This window comes from Vibrio sp. CUB2 (genome assembly GCF_001557945.1).
GTDB classification, from domain to species: domain Bacteria; phylum Pseudomonadota; class Gammaproteobacteria; order Enterobacterales; family Vibrionaceae; genus Vibrio; species Vibrio owensii.
On the sequence record NZ_LNRB01000001.1, the window covers coordinates 330,251 to 346,154 of the forward strand.

The 15,904-nt window shown below is 44.2% G+C and carries 16 protein-coding genes; 12 read left to right on the plus strand and 4 right to left on the minus strand.

The genetic code is table 11. From position 1 onward, the window contains the following. Positions 1-27: 27 nt before the first annotated feature. From ATB78_RS01480 to ATB78_RS01495, 4 genes are all read left to right on the plus strand, one after another. A complete protein-coding gene (locus tag ATB78_RS01480) occupies positions 28-1,197 on the plus strand; it encodes a hypothetical protein (RefSeq protein ID WP_061007612.1) in 1,170 nt (389 codons plus the stop codon). Then, positions 1,190-2,437, plus strand: a complete 1,248-nt coding sequence (locus ATB78_RS01485; protein WP_061007613.1) for a hypothetical protein — start codon at positions 1,190-1,192, stop codon at positions 2,435-2,437. Before ATB78_RS01480 ends, ATB78_RS01485 begins: the two co-directional genes overlap by 8 nt. A gap of 750 nt (positions 2,438-3,187) precedes the next feature. Continuing rightward, positions 3,188-3,367 carry a hypothetical protein gene (locus ATB78_RS01490; protein ID WP_039986088.1) on the plus strand — a complete coding sequence of 60 codons (180 nt, stop codon included), beginning with the start codon at positions 3,188-3,190 and terminating at the stop codon, positions 3,365-3,367. Positions 3,368-3,475: 108 nt separating this feature from the next. Continuing rightward, positions 3,476-3,979, plus strand: coding sequence for an ankyrin repeat domain-containing protein (locus ATB78_RS01495; RefSeq protein ID WP_240537352.1), 504 nt, complete (start codon positions 3,476-3,478; stop codon positions 3,977-3,979). 56 nt (positions 3,980-4,035) lie between these two features. Here the strand turns inward: ATB78_RS01495 and ATB78_RS01500 are convergent, their stop codons facing one another. Continuing rightward, complete coding sequence (locus ATB78_RS01500) at positions 4,036-4,401, minus strand: VOC family protein (RefSeq protein ID WP_009702117.1); 366 nt, start codon at positions 4,399-4,401, stop codon at positions 4,036-4,038. Between the two features lie 81 nt (positions 4,402-4,482). Beyond that, positions 4,483-5,349 (minus strand): LysR family transcriptional regulator, encoded by an 867-nt coding sequence (locus ATB78_RS01505; RefSeq protein ID WP_061007614.1) that lies wholly within the window; start codon positions 5,347-5,349, stop codon positions 4,483-4,485. A 103-nt stretch (positions 5,350-5,452) separates the two neighbouring features. Between ATB78_RS01505 and ATB78_RS01510 the strand changes: the two genes are divergently transcribed. Beyond that, the gene (locus tag ATB78_RS01510) at positions 5,453-6,064 is read left to right on the plus strand and encodes a LysE family transporter (RefSeq protein WP_045421755.1); all 612 of its coding nucleotides are present in this window, start codon (positions 5,453-5,455) and stop codon (positions 6,062-6,064) included. A gap of 108 nt (positions 6,065-6,172) precedes the next feature. Further along, positions 6,173-6,535, plus strand: a complete 363-nt coding sequence (locus ATB78_RS01515) for a rhodanese-like domain-containing protein (RefSeq protein WP_061007615.1) — start codon at positions 6,173-6,175, stop codon at positions 6,533-6,535. A 41-nt stretch (positions 6,536-6,576) separates the two neighbouring features. On the opposite strand, the gene ATB78_RS01520 is transcribed toward ATB78_RS01515, so the two are convergent. Next, complete coding sequence (locus ATB78_RS01520) at positions 6,577-7,938, minus strand: serine hydrolase domain-containing protein (RefSeq protein WP_061007616.1); 1,362 nt, start codon at positions 7,936-7,938, stop codon at positions 6,577-6,579. 93 nt (positions 7,939-8,031) lie between these two features. Here ATB78_RS01520 and ATB78_RS01525 point away from each other — a divergent pair, with 93 nt between their 5' ends. From ATB78_RS01525 to ATB78_RS01535, 3 genes are all read left to right on the plus strand, one after another. Further along, positions 8,032-9,000 carry an AraC family transcriptional regulator gene (locus ATB78_RS01525; protein WP_061007617.1) on the plus strand — a complete coding sequence of 323 codons (969 nt, stop codon included), beginning with the start codon at positions 8,032-8,034 and terminating at the stop codon, positions 8,998-9,000. Positions 9,001-9,105: 105 nt separating this feature from the next. After that, entirely contained in the window at positions 9,106-10,008 is a 903-nt protein-coding gene (locus ATB78_RS01530) for a LysR family transcriptional regulator (protein ID WP_061007618.1), read from the plus strand. Positions 10,009-10,086: 78 nt separating this feature from the next. After that, the gene (locus tag ATB78_RS01535; protein WP_061007619.1) at positions 10,087-11,082 is read left to right on the plus strand and encodes a linear amide C-N hydrolase; all 996 of its coding nucleotides are present in this window, start codon (positions 10,087-10,089) and stop codon (positions 11,080-11,082) included. Between the two features lie 85 nt (positions 11,083-11,167). Here the strand turns inward: ATB78_RS01535 and ATB78_RS01540 are convergent, their stop codons facing one another. Beyond that, entirely contained in the window at positions 11,168-12,118 is a 951-nt protein-coding gene (locus ATB78_RS01540; protein ID WP_017189639.1) for a LysR family transcriptional regulator, read from the minus strand. Between the two features lie 189 nt (positions 12,119-12,307). On the opposite strand from ATB78_RS01540, the gene ATB78_RS01545 reads away from it, so the two are divergent. From ATB78_RS01545 to ATB78_RS01555, 3 genes are all read left to right on the plus strand, one after another. Continuing rightward, the gene (locus ATB78_RS01545) at positions 12,308-13,123 is read left to right on the plus strand and encodes an enoyl-CoA hydratase/isomerase family protein (RefSeq protein WP_009700909.1); all 816 of its coding nucleotides are present in this window, start codon (positions 12,308-12,310) and stop codon (positions 13,121-13,123) included. Between the two features lie 217 nt (positions 13,124-13,340). Continuing rightward, entirely contained in the window at positions 13,341-13,772 is a 432-nt protein-coding gene (locus tag ATB78_RS01550) for a DUF2000 domain-containing protein (protein WP_061007620.1), read from the plus strand. A 340-nt stretch (positions 13,773-14,112) separates the two neighbouring features. Beyond that, positions 14,113-15,849, plus strand: coding sequence for an ABC-F family ATP-binding cassette domain-containing protein (locus tag ATB78_RS01555; RefSeq protein ID WP_061007621.1), 1,737 nt, complete (start codon positions 14,113-14,115; stop codon positions 15,847-15,849). Positions 15,850-15,904: the final 55 nt, after the last annotated feature.

The window sequence follows — 15,904 nt, forward strand, 5'->3', positions numbered from 1 at the left end:
TATTTTTTGTAATACAGGTCAAAGCGAATGATTGAAGTAGTGAGTGCTATCGCCTACAACGGTACCCCTAGTGTCGACGCAAACACAGAGGAGCGTGTTTGGGCATTAGAGGCAGGCTCTGCTTGGGATACAAGTTCCGATAACGTTAAAAAGTTTGTTCAGAAATCAAACCTCAAAATCGATCAGGGCGGAAAAGAATACTCGACTTTCAAAAGTAATCCTAGCAACCATGAATTCCCTTCTCTATTAGGTAGCTATATAAAGGGAGATCTTACATTTGAAGATTTTCATTCTACGTTCGCCGAAAAGAAGTTAGCTCCACACCTGAAAAATTCCAGATTAGAACAAGGCGCAGTAATAGTTTTTGTTCATTTTAGAGTTAGACAAGACCCAGTAGTTATCGTACAAGAAGACGGAACAGAAGAAGTGCAGAATCCTGATGAAGAACTTGAGATTGTCAAAGAACATTTCTCTGTTCTTATGGTCAAAAATACTGGTGCACTCAAGTTCACTGAAGACTTCCAAATTGCTGAGACAGATGTCATTGATCTGAAACAATTCGTCCAAGGGTGTCAAGTTGACCTCATACGATTCAATACCCAAGAAACACAAGAAGGACAGGAAGAAGACGAAGTCGATAACTTCCTTACTTTTATCAGTGGCGGGGGCGACGTTCGCGAGTACTTCAAAGAGGCATTGTTTGCGGAAGCACTAATAACAAACAAAGCAAGCAGTGCAAATGTAGAGAAAGCATTGGTTGATTTCTGGAAGGAAAACAAAGAAGAATTTGGTACGAGAAAAATTCGTGACCAAATCAACAGCAGTGTATACACCTTCTCAGAGGGCCATAAAGGGCAAGTTGTCACGTTAGCGCAAATCTCTGCAATCGTTGACGGATGCATTCCAGATGAAAATGCAGAACTTCGCGGCACGTTCGAGACCTTTGCAAACGAGGGGCCATACGAAATAAATGATGAGTTTGAACTAAAGACCAATATAATAAAGGAATTGGTTTACGTTAACCTCGATGTAGGCTTTGCGAAACTAATTTTGGAAAAGAGATCGATAGGTAAGTTTACCGACCCAGATGACTTTCAATTCAAGTTTAACTCTGACACCGGTGAAGTGACATTTACAACAACTATCGAAGATCCAAGAGAAATACAGAAGATTAACTCGATATTAGAGAATGAATAACAGCACTATTTTGAAACATCTGAACCAGCTTCTGCAGGTTTCAGGCCAAAAAGCCGAAATAGATGGTCGCTATTTGGTTTTCCAATTTTTGTCTAACTGTGATGATAGAATCGCAGGGACGATCGACGCCCTAAGAGATATAGGTGACGGTCGGTCCTTAATCATGGATGAAGATATGGAGAAACATAAAGACGATAAGTACATCACTACTCTAGTAGTGGCTACTGATGGTGTTAATCATATTTATCAAAACTATCAGGCAATGTTCAATGATTACTTTAAGCTCGCCATCAAAGGCGAGCTTAAAGCAAAACACAGAGATTTCTTCTTTGCTACGCCAGGCGACTCTCATGCCGAAATAGCGAGAAGATTTGAATCTTTGCAAAGCTGGCTGAACTTGTTCAAATCACTAACGAGGAACTATATCTATAGCTCCAACTATAATGAGGTTTGTTTTTTTCTTATCGAAGAAATTGAGGAACAAAAGAAGATCAAATCACATGAGTTTGTGATTAGTTCTAAAGACACAAAGCTAAACTTTGATGAGCTAACAGAATTTCCAGCTAAGGAACTAGGCTTTAAAAAGCAGGACGATGCTTACACTGTTGAGAAGAAACTGGTTTGTAAATCTGCTTTACTGAAAACACTCAAAGGTAGAATTAAGCTTGGCGACAAGAATGGCCTATTGTCTATTATAATGAAGCCTACTGACTTCATTGAAAACTTTGATATTGGCTATGAGTTTTACACTTCCAAATACTCCATTGACAAGTTCACACGAGAAATCGAGACCGCTAAAATTGAGTATTTTGAAAAAATAAATGCGATCATTCACGATAATCAGGCGAAGGCTCTATCAATCCCTGTAGTTATTCTTGGAACAAGCCTGCTTCGTAGCTGGAATCCAATGTCAGCGGTACTGATTGTTGCTGCGATGCTTTTAGCTGTTTTTCTTGTGGTTCTGAATCTAAGACACAAAATCGTTGCTATTAATGATTGCGAAACGAGTGCGAAGAAAGCTCTTTCTATTATTGCCGAATCTACGACCAACGAGAACAATATGGAAAACAGTAGCAGTTCACTTGATGGTGTTTTCATTGAGATTCAAGTCAAGACTAAAGCTGCGAAAAAGCTATTGAATAGAATTAACATAGGAATATTAGTCGGCGTGGGAGTATGGGGTGTCTACTTGTTCATGCTCTATTCTGACAGCTTAACAAAAGCGGCCGCTGCATCATAAACTGATTCTTTTATTTTAAAATCCTCGATGTTCGGGGATTTTTCACAAGTTGAACCACAGTAAGAAAAGTGCCATAAGCCCCTCAACCAACACTGTATGCTTTAATTTCTGACGTGCTCATCTAGCCGCCAAAAGCTTTATTCGCGGCGCTGCGATTACCGCATTTACACCAACTGTAATCAGTGGAAGCATACATCTGTACTACTGCCATGTTGCCTCGCGCAACGCGTACGACATTAACAACAGCGGTAAACAAAACATGAGCTGGTGGGATGAAACATGGCGACGAGTAAATATTGAAAATGCACTGGGCAAATCGGCTTGGGTTTATTGACCAAAAAAGGCGAGCTCGATGATTCCGCGATTCACTCCCTTTTCCCCACACATCCAGATTGGAATTCGCGCTTCTGGCAACGCTATACCGAATGGCTTCAACCTAGCTACGCATCTCACCTCAGTTTGGCTCGAATACAACAGTGGCAAAGTATTTATCGCTTTTTGCACAATTTCACATTGTGCCGCCACGAAATCAAAATTGGATCTCGATTCACCGAACCAAGCCAAGTTACTGACTTAGTTGACTTCATAAACCATTATTCACTAACAAGTGAATAACCATAAATATCTGATTAAAAATGCTTTTTTATTGATAATAGCATTTTCATTTTTGGCTCTTTGTACAATGCCGTATTGCAGGTTAGAGAACTCTGTAATGTATAGTTTTCCGAATGATAAAAAGGACGAACTATCATGAAAGACTATGACGATGGCGGGCTTCAATTGGTTGATGAAGTGGTTGGCAAAGGCAAGCTGGCATTTATCAATAACATCCCATTTGACCAAAATCCCTACCCAGTTGTGACCCTTGAGTTCATGAGTTGGTGGTACGGCTGGTTGCTAGAAGAAGAACGCCAAACCATGGCTGCGTAAACCGCGTAATGACACCTTATTTCCACAATTAAACCGTTTCCAAGTTTACCTAATGCCAACAAGTGTCAGGTGCGCTTGCGGCTTTTTATTTTTTAAATACAGGTAGATATGGAAATCAATACAGCAATTAGAACCACAGTTTTTATCCTTTCGTTTATCACAACTTCATTCGCACTGTTTTTGAAGCATTCACTCACAGAAGAGCGAATGATGCTGTGTGCATTAGGGAATGATGTTCCGGTGTTTGATAGCGAAGATTGCTTATTCTATTTTGAGACGTTTGGCGTTTCGCAAGATTTACTAAGCTTAGTCGAGTATCAATATGGCATTTCGTCGATTCTAAGTGGTGACAGTCATAGCCGCTTTCGTATGGCAAACACCTTAATCGCACATGGGTTTGACGTAAATTGGCTGAACGAAAGTAACAGTCCGCCTCTGCACTCCGCCATCATTCATGATGATTTCGAAGCGTTTAAATGGCTGATACAGCAAGGGGCAAACAAAGATCTTTATTGTCCTAAGGTAGGAAAGAACACGACTGAGTTTTTGGATTGGATTTACACCGAGAACCCAACTGCCAATCGCGGCGCTATGTACGCACTTTTACACTAGAGCTTCAAAAACAAAGGGAGCCGCTCGCTCCCTTTGTTGTTTTTATATAGTTGAAATTAATCGATATTCTGGCTAATGCGCCACAGCACGCCACTAGGATCGTGCAAACAGAATTCTCGCATCTTCCAAGGTTGATCAACCAGCTCTGTCACCTTGGCTCCGAATGACGCCAGATCGACATTCGAAACATGTTCATGCCAGCTGGCAACATCTTCCACCAACAAATGCATCATGAAATTATTGCAGTGTTTTGGCTCATAAAAATCTTGTAGCAAGAATGAACAACTGCCCTTGAAGAAGTACGCCACACCACCAAAATCCGAAGGCATCTCAAACCCCAACGCCTGATAAAAGCGCTTTGATAGCTCGTAATCTTTCGCCGGAACAAAAGATTTAATTTCAACAATATTGAGGTTTTCCATTTCCTAAGTTTCCATTGTGTAGCACGTGTTCATCAACTCTAGGTAACTCAACGCGCCCTGACTAGGATCTCGCTGTATTTCTTAGGCGCAAGGCACACACTCCGCCATTTGGGTTTGTAGCCAAAGCACAAATTTTCGCTCCAGTTCAGAGCGTGCTTTGTCTTGAGTCAATAAGACATAGTCATGCCCTGACGGCACAAAACCAAATGGTGCAACGAGGTTGCCACGTTTGAGGTCATCCATCACCAGAGGATAAGAGCCCATCGCCGCACCTAAACCGTCGACTGCAGCTTGAATGCAAAAATAGAAATGCGCGAAAGACTGTTCTGCTTTTCCGTTTATCGACGCTTCACCAGAGCGCTGAATCCATTCTTGCCAAGCTTCAGGTCTGGTTTGGCTGTGTAATAGCTTCACGGAGTTCAAATCACTTTTTACTTGCTGCCAGTAGTCGGGTGAAAACACGGGACCCACCCACTCTTCCACTAACTTGGTTTTTGGGTAGTGATACAAAGGCTCAAAGTCATCTCGACGAATCGCCATAGCAAGCCCCGTCGAGCCAAGCGTTACAGGTCCTCCCGCAGTCGAAAGACGAACATCTGCGTCACAATCATCATTAAACGCGGAAAGCCTTGGCATCAACCAACGCATGGTTAACGTTGGCTCACAAGAGACTTCAAGGTATTGATGCTTTTCCTGCACCAGCTTGTTCACGCCAGTTTCCAACGCTTGGAATGCTTGCTCGGTGTAGCTTTTCAGCATCTCCCCCTCTTTAGTGAGCAGCATATTACGCCCCTGTTTGTAGAACAGAGGTTGAGCCAGATAGGTTTCCAACACTTTAATCTGCTTACTCACTGCACCATGCGTAATATTGAGCTTGTTTGCTGCTTCACTAAAACTCGCAGACGATGCCGCGACATGGAAAACATGGAAGGATTTAAGATGCCTCATCTGTGACTTTTTCTCACACTTAGCGGAATTTGTTTCGATTATAGTCTCCGAACTCTCGACCTACAATTGCCCCATTAATAACAACGAAGAAACAGGAAACACTATGGAGCTTTTCAGCCTTGCCTTATTAGGCATACTCATCGTTATAAGTCCCGGAGCTGATTTTGTATTGGTTCTTAGAAACAGCCTCAACAATGGCAGACAAGCGGGAATTTGGAGTGCCGTGGGCATTAGTCTTGCGATTTCGGTGCACATTACCTATTCATTGCTTGGTATCAGTTACTTAATCTCACAGAACGAATGGTTGTTCAGTTTGATTCGCTACCTCGGTGCGGCTTATCTGATCTATCTAGGATTAAAAGGGATTTTTGGGACTGACTCTCAGCAGAAGATAGAGGGGGAAACACAACAAAGCATCTCCATTTGGCAGTTCTTTTTCCAAGGCTTTTTGTGCAACGTACTTAACCCAAAAACCATGTTGTTCTTCTTGAGTATCTTTAGCCAAGTTATCGACCCGAATGCAGAATCGCAACACCTTGCTTTGGGTTACGGTGTCTACATGATTGCGCTACACGGGATTTGGTTTTCTATGGTTGCCATCTTGTTTACCTCTCCGCGATTACAGAGCTTATTACTGCGCGTGAAACATAGGTTGAATCAAGCTTGTGGTGCTGGGTTATTGGTGTTTGGTGCCATGTTAGGATTGAAGTCATAACACGCTGAGTTACGACATTTCGACTGGTGCCACATCGAAGTTTGATAATCGCACGTATAATCTCCATCAGAACGATTAAGGGTAATTGACCTTGAGGAAAGGAACTCAATGAAAAAACTACTTCCGATTGTATTCACTTGTTTGAGCTTAGCTTTCACCGCACCATCGGTATTGGCTTCTGAACGAGCAGAGCAAGGTTGGCAATGGATTGAGCAAGGCGCAATGATTGTCGATGTACGCACGCCACAAGAGTTTGCCGATGGTCACTTGGACAATGCAGTTAACTTCCCACTTTCAGAGTTAGACAAACACTTTGCTAATGTCGATAAAGACACGCAGATCGTGCTCTACTGCCGAAGCGGCAATCGCTCAGGGCAAGCGTATCAGTACCTGCAATCACAGGGGTTTACCAACCTTCATAACGCGGGCGGCTTGGTTGAGATGCAACAAACGAAGTCTTATTCCGAATAAAAACCTAAAAGAGGCTCCGTCGAGCCTCTTTGTCACTTCTCTTATTTATCAGCTAATAGCTTAGCAGCAGAGCGCATTAATGCAGGTGCTTTGGTTTCACCATAACCCGAATGGTACGGATTATTTGAGAACACCACCCCAACGAAATCACGTTTAGGATCGATGTAAATCATCTGCCCTAGGTTGCCACTCTTCGCCATGGCTCCATCTTCAAAAATGAAGTCGAAATGGTACGAGTTGTACTGTGCTTTCTCATTGAATGAATGTAGCGAACTCACCTCTTTCGCTGTGCCGACAAATGCGTTGTGGTCACCATTATTTAAAATGCGATCGATAACAGCAGGAGAAATCACGGCCTCATCGGCAACCGCATTCCAACTTGGCGTAAACAATATCCCCCAGCGTGCCATGTCTTCTAAGGTTGTCGATACGAGACCAACCGCAATTGCCATACCATCTGGCGTTTGATTAATCATCATTGGTTGGCGTGCTTTGACTTTAGACCAAACGCGATCTTCGAATACTTTAGTCCAAGTCGTTCCCTCGATATTCTCTACAATTTGCGTCAGAACAATCGTATTCATCGACGCATAACGGAAATACTCACTAGCCTCTTCGTTTGGTAACTTATGCGTATCTAAGGCGACATCCAACCAACTTTCAAGCTTGCCAGTCGAGTAACGTCGCGAACCAAACGCTGAAGCAAAGAAGCGAACCACTGGAGAGTCAGGGTTCATGATCGACTCACCGGTTTCCTCATTGTCCAAACCTGTCGCATGATTGAGTACATTTAGTACAGACACATCATCCCATACCGTTCCCTTTAACTCTGGAACGTACTCAGAAACCGGTTTGTTTTGGTCAACTTTTCCCTCTTCTACCAGCATCGCTATCACAGCACCCACTGTGGTTTTCGCCGCAGACGCCCAAATATGACGGTCAGTCGGCTTCATTCCCGGATACGCTTCATAAACAATTTTACCTTTGTGAATCAGCATGAAACCCTGAGTACGAAACTGAGGATCAGCCAAGTACTGATCCATGGTCATTTCGCCTTTTGTTTCTGTTTCGACTTTAAGGCTGCCGAGTTCTGGGTTAATGGCTTTGACTAATGGCTGGTATTCATGGCTGGGAGAGGCAACCGCCGTCGGCATAAACTCACTCATATGCATGTTGTAGTAAAGGGAGTGGTCACCGCCCATTTGCCAATGAAAATTATTGAACTGCTCACGAGCCGAATCTACAAACTGGTTGGAATAAGGGTGTTTTGCAGCGCTCACAGGTAACGTTACTTGCGCACCCTCTGCCTTTAGTGCGGCTTTGACTGGGTTTTCGTCGGCTGCGAATGCAGGTTGACTAAGAACAATGGCGCTTAAAATTAGGGTACTTGGTTTGACTGTCATGTGTGCATCTCCCGTGTTGTCTTGGGAGAACTATACTGATACCGTGAGGAACAAATTAGGTCATTTCCCGCCATATAATCTAACGAGAAAAGAATGCCTGAAAACATCAATATCACTCAGACTAACAACTTATTGCCCTTTATTCGTTACTTTGACTCAAAGGGCATTGAATGGAAGTCGGCGGCTCGTCTACATAACATTCCTGAAGATATTGACGTTCAACCTAACTGGGTTCCCACTCATCAAGTGATGGCGTTTTTAATGGCAATGATGAGGGAGAGCAAAAAGCGGATTGGCATTGAGGTAGGACGCCTAATTACCCTTGAACAAATCTCACCAGAATTGCATCAAACACTGTCGAATTGCCATGATTTAGGCGATGCACTGCATAAGCTGATTGAGATAATGCCGACACTCAATAGTCACGTCATGGTCTGGGTCGAAAACATTCAAGATCAATGGTTTCTGTGTCATCGAGGAGCCTATCACCCATCAACAATTGGTTTTGATCAAGCCGAATGGTTTCGTAGCTTTGCGCTACTATCAATGTGTCGTATGTTCATCGGAGAGGCTTGGCAACCACAGCAGGTCTGGATGAGCTCTGCAGAACACCTCAGCTCAAAGTTGCCAGCCACGTTTGACAACACCGAGTTTCTGTTTGAAAAAGACTATGGCGCAATCGCGATTAATTTACCGAGCAACTTCGTCCCAATTGATAGGCAAACTCTAACCACAGACTGGTTGGACAAAGTCGAACAGTTGATTGCTACCTACGCTGTGTTGCCTTGGTTTAATATCGACTGGTTTGTCAAACTGATTGGCACCTCTTCTCGGTCATTGCAACGCCAACTTCACATGCGCTGTACGAGCTTTCGAACACTGCGAGATCAAGCAAGATGCCGCTCAGCCAAAGTACTACTTACGCAAGGACAACTCACTCCATTTGAAACGGCTTGGCAATGTGGTTACAACGACCTCTCCAATTTTAATCGTGCTTTCAAAGCTTGGACGGGACAAACACCTGCTCAATATCGCAATGGTTATCTAGCTTCCGCTCGTTGAATCGTAGAGAACTCTCAACTCATCACAACTTGCTCTTCTCTGTCTGGACTCTGCTTGGGTCTTACATTAGGTTTGAATAAGACACTTTTGTAGGACCAAATCATCATGCACATCAGTTATGAGCAAGTCACCGCCTTTGTCGCTGTTGCGGAATGTGGCTCCTTTAGCGCAGCAGCAAAACAATTAAATAAGCATCGCACGACGCTTGGTCAGGTGATCACCAATCTCGAAATTGAAATCAACATGACCTTGTTTGACCGTTCGACCCGCTATCCTCAATTGACGGAAGAAGGATTAGCACTGTATCAACATGCTAAAAACCTCGCGGAAACGACCAAATCTTTTGAGCGTCTTTGCCAGAGCACGGAACAAGGGAACGAGAGCCAAATTACTATCTGCCACAGTGAATTGGTTCCGGGAAAACTGATTCAAGATGTGATGATTGGGATTCGCAAAAAATTCCCGCTAGTCAAAGTGAACTGGCTTCACAAAAACAATAACGAAACAAAAGCTCTGTTCGAACAAGATGCCGCAGATCTTGCTGTCATGCTTGTTCCGACGGGCAATGCCACGACAGCATTCAGCTACACCTATCTACTCAATCTTCCTTTTGTTGTGTGTGCCACCAGCGAATTTATTAAGCAACATCAGATTGTTGACCTCACCTCTCTAAAGCGAGCAAGGCAACTGTTGATGGCGGATTTTCACCATACTGGCATCGCGCAGACGCTGACGATATCGAATCTCGCACAACAAATCGAAAGTGTGAATGTACTCAAAAGCCTGTTAGTCGCAGGTGATGGCTGGGCAATTGTCCCGACCCATTGCGTGGAGGAGCTTTTAGCCACCCAGCAATTACAGACCATTGAGATAGACGAACTCCATGCCGTGCTTCAGTTCCCCATCAACCTTTGGCAACACAACCGCTTAGCCGGTCCTGTCACGCGAGAAATGATTCGACTGTTTAAAGAACACAGCCATGCTCATAGCATTCAAAGTGAGGATTGAATGCTCATAACGTGATTTAAGCTTTTTAGTTTTCCACCTTACACTCCAAATCGTTCCTAAACATGAATCGGAGTTACTATGAAATTGAAAGCAATCACCCTAGCTCTTCTTGCTGGCACTCTTACTACTGGTGTAGCGCATGCTTGTACCTCAGTCGCATGGAATACCGACTTGGGCACTTTCACTTCTAGAACGATGGATTGGATGGAATCAACCTCACCTGTGCTAGGTACCATTAACAAAGGCGACGTTCGCTCGCTTCAAGGTAATGGTCTAGGCAATACCTACACGGTGAAATACGACATGGTTGCAGTACTGGCTTATGGTGAGTTGGTGGCCGATGGCGTAAACAGCGAGGGCATGCAAGTCAACGCTCTGTTCTATCCAGATATGACCATGAAAAAGGCAGAAACAGGTTCAGAAGTCACGCAATTTACCATCGCTGAATACCTGTTAGCTAACTACGCAACAGTCGATGAAGTGGTTAAAGCGCTACCAACATTGGAATACGCATCTATCCCTATGGAGGGGATGCCCGTTGAAATGAAACTTCACTGGTCTGTCACGGATAAGAGCGGTGACCGTCTAGTGATTGAAATGGATAAAGACGGCTTGCATACCTACCGCGGCGAAGAAGCGATGGTAATGACTAACGACCCTTCGATGAAAGAACACATCGAAATGCGCAAGAAGGTTCAACCAACGTGGGAAAACGCGAGCCGCGATACCGACTATGGCTCCATTGGTAACGGCAACTCACACAGCCGCTTTGTTCATGCTAGCTACTTTATGAGCAAACTCACCGAGCCGACCAGCATCACCAACGGGATGATGAAGCTGTCGACTGTTCCTTACCGTGTGCCTGCAGATGCGCCATACAAAGACTTTGGCAACGGCAATGGAATGTCTAGCTACGCGACAGAATGGACCATGACACAAAGCTTGGATACTGGTGACAGCGTGTTCGAATACAACTTTGAAGAAAACTGGAACACGGTGAAATTCAACGTTTATGAAATGATGGGCAAAGATTTCCGCTTGCCACTGACTAAGTCATTTATGGCGAAGTTCTAGTCGCTGACAAAGAACTGAGCGCCATTTCGCACTCTAACAAAAGCACCGCAATGTCGGTGCTTTTTTCGTCCGAACACCAACCCCACTACTTCCCTCGTCCATACATCTTGTCGAAGTTTGGAATGTTCTTTTCCCAAATGGGCGTCTCTTCTCCCACAATGGATTTGAGTGTGTCGATGAATAACTTGGTTTTGATTGGTGCATCTCGGTGCGGATACACGGCGTAGAAGGTTCCGAAATCATCAATATTCAAGTGCGTCATAATCGGCACTAACTTGCCTTGTTTGATTTCGTCTTGAACCATTTGTGCAGTCACCACAGCAAGCGTATTTCCTCCTGCAGCGCTTCTTGCCAACATTTCCACATCATTCACTTTATAAGCGACATTAAGCTGAAAATGCTGTTGTTTACCTTGCTCATCTTGATAGCCGAATTTATCGAATAACAAACCTGGGGCGGCGTAAATAGTGGCGGGTAAAGATTCCAACTTCTCCAGACTGTTCACCTCACCATGCTTTTCTAAAAACGCAGGGGCAGCAACAATCAAAAGGCGACTTCGCGCAATCTTACGGGTAATCAAGCTTGAGTTTTTAGGTCGCCCAATGCGGAAGCCAATATCAAAGCCCTCTTGCACCATATCCACCATGCGATCTTCTAAGCGCAATTCAAACTCCACATCTGGGTATTGTTGTTGAAACACCGAAATCGCATCTTGGACATATTGACGCCCGAACATGGTCGAGCTGGTAATGCGCAAGACACCACGAGGCTCCTCGTGATAATTCTGCGCTAAACGGTGAGTATCACTGAGAAGTGACCGAAGGGATTTGGCTTGGTTGACCATTTCATTCCCAGCAGCCGTTAACGATAAAGAACGCGTGGTTCGGTTGAGCAATCGAACACCCAACTCCTCTTCCAAACGGCTGATCTGCTTTGAGATCACCGAACGATCCACATTCTTCTGTTCTGATACCTTAGTGAACGAACCAAGCTCGACCACTTCAAGTAGCAGCAATAAACGACTAGAGAAATCCATAACGTCATACCTAAAAAACCATTGTTGCTTTTATGGCACCAATTATATGCCATTTAGCTTATTTTTCTCATCTTATAACAAATCTATAGTAGCTGCACACAACGGGAGAGAGACAAACCTCCTCAATACCAAACCAATAAATTCGCGTGACCGAGGTCTGTTGATCTTACTAACGCTGAGGAAACAGCTATGAAAACTCTATCAATCACACAACAAAACGGCATCGCTACTGTTGAAATCAACAACCCACCAGTGAATGTACTGACTATCGATTTGATTAATGAAATCAACGAATTTGTACTATCACTTAAAGATGACCGCGATACGAAAGTGGTGGTATTCAAATCACTTCATGAGTCTTTCTTCTTGGCGCATTTAGATTTGAACGTTATCAACGGCACACAAGGTGGTCAGGCAGCATCAATTGAATTCAACCACATGATTGCCAATATCAAAGCGATGAAGCAAGTATCGGTTGCTGTGGTTGATGGTGTGGCTCGTGGCGGCGGTAATGAGTTTGTGATGGCGTGTGACTTGGCTTACGGCACTGAAAACGCAGCATTTGCTCAGCCAGAGATTCACGTCAACATCCCAACAGGTGGTCAAGGTGCGGTGCAGTTCGCTCGTCGCATGGGCAAAAACAAAGCGCTTCAAGCACTGCTACTTGGTAACGACTTTACGGCACAACAAGCAGAGCAGTTAAACATCATTACTCAGTTTGTTCCTAAAGCAGAACTGGATGGGTTCTTAGCGGCAACATTGGGCGTGATTAGCCAATTAGAAGTGCGTGACATCGTAATGTACAAAGAGATCATCGCAACCTCTATCAAAGATGAAGACGCAGGTGCAGAGCTAGAGTTGCGTTACTTCCTAGAGCGCGCAAAAGAGCAAAAAACCGCAGCGATCATCGACGCGTTCCTAAAACATGGTGGTCAAACAGAGCGTGAAGCGAAAGACATCCAAGGCATCTTTGTGGATACCGCGGCTGAGCTAAACAAACAATAGAACTTGGTTCAGCCTCGACCTAAGGCACCGACAGTCCGTTGGTGCCTTGTCTATTTGCAAACTCTGGCGAATCTTATTGCATGAAAAACGATTAAATCATTCGTTTATTGCAAACTTGGCTTATCAACAGCAATGTTAGAAACAAAATTGCGCGTGCGAGGAAATACAATGGAGACAGTTAAACAATAGCCAGATTATTAGAGAAACGAGGTCCTCCATGAATCAACTTCCCGACGAAAACCAAAAACGATTTGTTGCCGTAATCAGTAAAAAAGTCGAGGTGGGACGCGCCGTTAACGTATTAGGACACTTGAGCGTGAGCCTTGCGAGTCAACTTTCTGATGGCGACGCAGTCTATACCGATTATCACGACCTCGACGGCAATGTTCATCCAAATATCTCGCACTATCCGTTTATCGTCTTGAGAGCGGATAACTCCAACAAAATCAGAAAGCTTCGCCAAGAAGCACTCGATAAAGGTATCCCCTTCTCTGATTTTACTCACACCATGGTAGAAGGTGGCTCTGAAATACAACAGCAAACCACCAAAAACACACCGGAAGCTGAGTTAGAATACTTGGGTATTTGTTTGTTCGGCGAGACTGAAACTCTTCGAGAATTGACCAAGAAGTTCAGCTTATATCGCTAAAAGCACGTGATACCTTGGTGATCCTCTCATCATTTTTTCATCAAGCTATCTGTACATTGCCACTTTTAGAGTTAGAATCTAGCGCATCTATCAACCAAAAGTGGCAACACTTACAACGAAATTAAGGAGGAATTTATGTCTTTGTGGTGTTCAATCAACCCACGTTTTTATGGCATGAAGGACCGCTCAAGAGTTTCAGATTTCGCGCTGCGATAATCTCGACTTGAGCGAATAATTACCTTTCGACGAAAACACGTCACCCGAGTACTTTCCCTCAAGCTCGAAGAATTATTGTCAGCTATGACAACGGCGTTTTGCGCCCAAAATTCTTGAGAACACTATGAGTACTTTTTTAACTGCACAATCACTAACCCTTTCTCACACAGCAACACCAATCTTCAAAGATCTAACGTTTACGATTCATCGTGGCGACAAAATTGGTCTTATCGGTCATAACGGCTGTGGTAAAAGCTCCCTACTCAAACTGCTTAGCTGTCAATTTGAACCAAGCCAAGGCAAGGTTGCCAAAGCCAGTTCATGTTTAATGCGTTATGTTGAGCAGCATTTACCTGAATCTTTAAGCACACATTCTGTCTTAGATGCGTTAGCAGAATCCTTATCAGACGATGAGATTTGGCGCGCCGAACTCTTATTGGATGAACTCGGATTTTCGATCACAGAAAGACACATGCCGGTTGAGAATTGCAGCGGAGGTCAGCAAATGCGACTCCTGCTTGCTCGTGCGATTATCCATCAACCTGACTTACTGCTTCTGGATGAACCAAGCAACCACTTGGACTTGCCATCGCTCCTTTGGTTAGAGCAATTCCTATCAAACTGGAAAGGCTCATTCGTATTGGTATCTCACGATCAAACCTTACTCGATCGCGTCACCAACACCACTTGGGTCATGCGAGATCGATCTCTGCATCATTTCTCTCTGCCTTGTTCTCAAGCAAGACAAGCATTGAAAGAGAAAGATGAAACCGATCAACTTCGCCATGCCAGCGAGCAGAAAGAGATCGACCGAATCGAGAAAAGCGCCAAGCGTCTAGCCACTTGGGGCAAAGTCTACGATAACGAAGATCTTGCTCGAAAAGCCAAGACGATGTTTGCGCGAAAAGAACGTTTAGAGGAAGAACAAACCGAACTGACAGAAGGCACACCGTGGGCGCTACAACTTCAAGGTGAGTCAATGCCAGCAAATCGACTGTTAGAGGTTTTGCCTTTCTCGGTAACGCCACCAAACAGTGATTATCATTTGTTTGATATGGCAGAAATGCGCGTGAAAAGTGGCGACCGAATTGCCGTTCTAGGTAGTAATGGTTGCGGCAAATCGACCTTGTTGAATCTGCTTTATCGTCAGTATGAAGCCATCCAAACCGACCTAGCCAACAAACATGAGAGTGTGACTTTCCACGACCGCTGTCGCTTGGGTTACTACGATCAATCTCTAAGGCAACTCGACGATCATCAATCCATCTCGGATGCGTTGCAGTCGTTTGCCAGCATCAGCAGTGAACAGGCAAAACGTTCGCTTATTGGTGCAGGATACGAGTACGCAAGACACGAGCAGAAAGTCGTCAGTCTAAGTGGTGGGGAACGAGCAAGGCTGCTGTTTGTTGGTTTAACCCTGGCTCGTTATCACATGTTGTTTTTAGATGAACCGACCAACCATTTGGATATGGAAGGCAAAGAGGAGTTGATTGAAACTTTGCAAAACTTCGAAGGTGCTGCCTTATTGGTGAGTCATGACCGAAGCCTGATAGAACAAAGCTGTAATCGATTCTGGTTTATTGAAAATGGCTTACTGACGGAGTATTTAAGCGCGGAAGAAGTGTATCAACGCGTAACTGATACGGCTCCCAAATCAGCCATATTGCACCATTGCAATGAAGTAATGTCGATGGAAACAAACACCGCATCTGATGAGCAATCCGAAGAGCAAATGTTGGAAAGACTGTTGGAGCTAGAAAGCTTGCTGGAAGCCGATTTGGGGCGAAAACCCAAACATCAAAAACCAGCGATGCAAGAGCAATGGCAGCAAGAGATAGAGGAAATTACGGCGCAGCTATAAAAAACAAAAGGCACCATCAATTGGTGCCTTTCTTCTATTTTCTGTTTTCTGTTTT